Below are 578 nucleotides of genomic sequence, written 5' to 3' on the forward strand. Positions count from 1 at the left end.
TGCAGGCGATGCCGCAGGAATTCACGGCGTCCTGCTTCTTGACGATATGGGCGCTCGCGAAGCGGGTGAGGCTGATGTGCCAGGACATGGAAACTCCGATCCTCGGCCCTCGCCGTCGGGCGCACAACGAAACCCGAGGATGGCCTTAAGTCAACATTCCCATTCATGAATGATGCCGAAATTTCGGATGCGCCGCCGAAGGGCTGGGCCACCTGACGCCTTCCGCCTAGCCTTACCGCGCCGCAACCAGGGAGACGATCGCGTGAGCCAAGCCATTCACCCGTCGCTGGTCGGCAAGTACCTGTATTTCGGCAACCTCACCACCGGCGAACGGCAATATGCCTCCGGTCGCTTCATGGGCCTCGCCCTGGTTCCGCAGCACGGCCAGGAGATCCGGCACGACGCGCGGCAGCCGCTGCCGGTCGCTGACGGCACCGTGGAGAAGATCCAGTCGCAGGACGTGTTCGAGCACCTGCCCTATGACGAGCTGCCGGCGATCTTCGACGACATCCATCGCGCGCTGAAGCCGGGCGGGATGTTCCGGCTGAGCCTGCCGGACTACGGCTCGCCCTTCCTGC

The 578-nt window shown here is 64.4% G+C and carries 1 protein-coding gene; it reads left to right on the top strand.

Annotated features, from left to right (window positions below):
- Positions 1 to 262: 262 nt before the first annotated feature.
- Positions 263 to 578: methyltransferase domain-containing protein (locus tag AC1DWF_RS36970; RefSeq protein ID WP_476843395.1), on the top strand; the 316-nt coding region annotated here is incomplete at its 3' end.

Source organism: Aminobacter sp. P4_D5 (assembly GCF_056401815.1).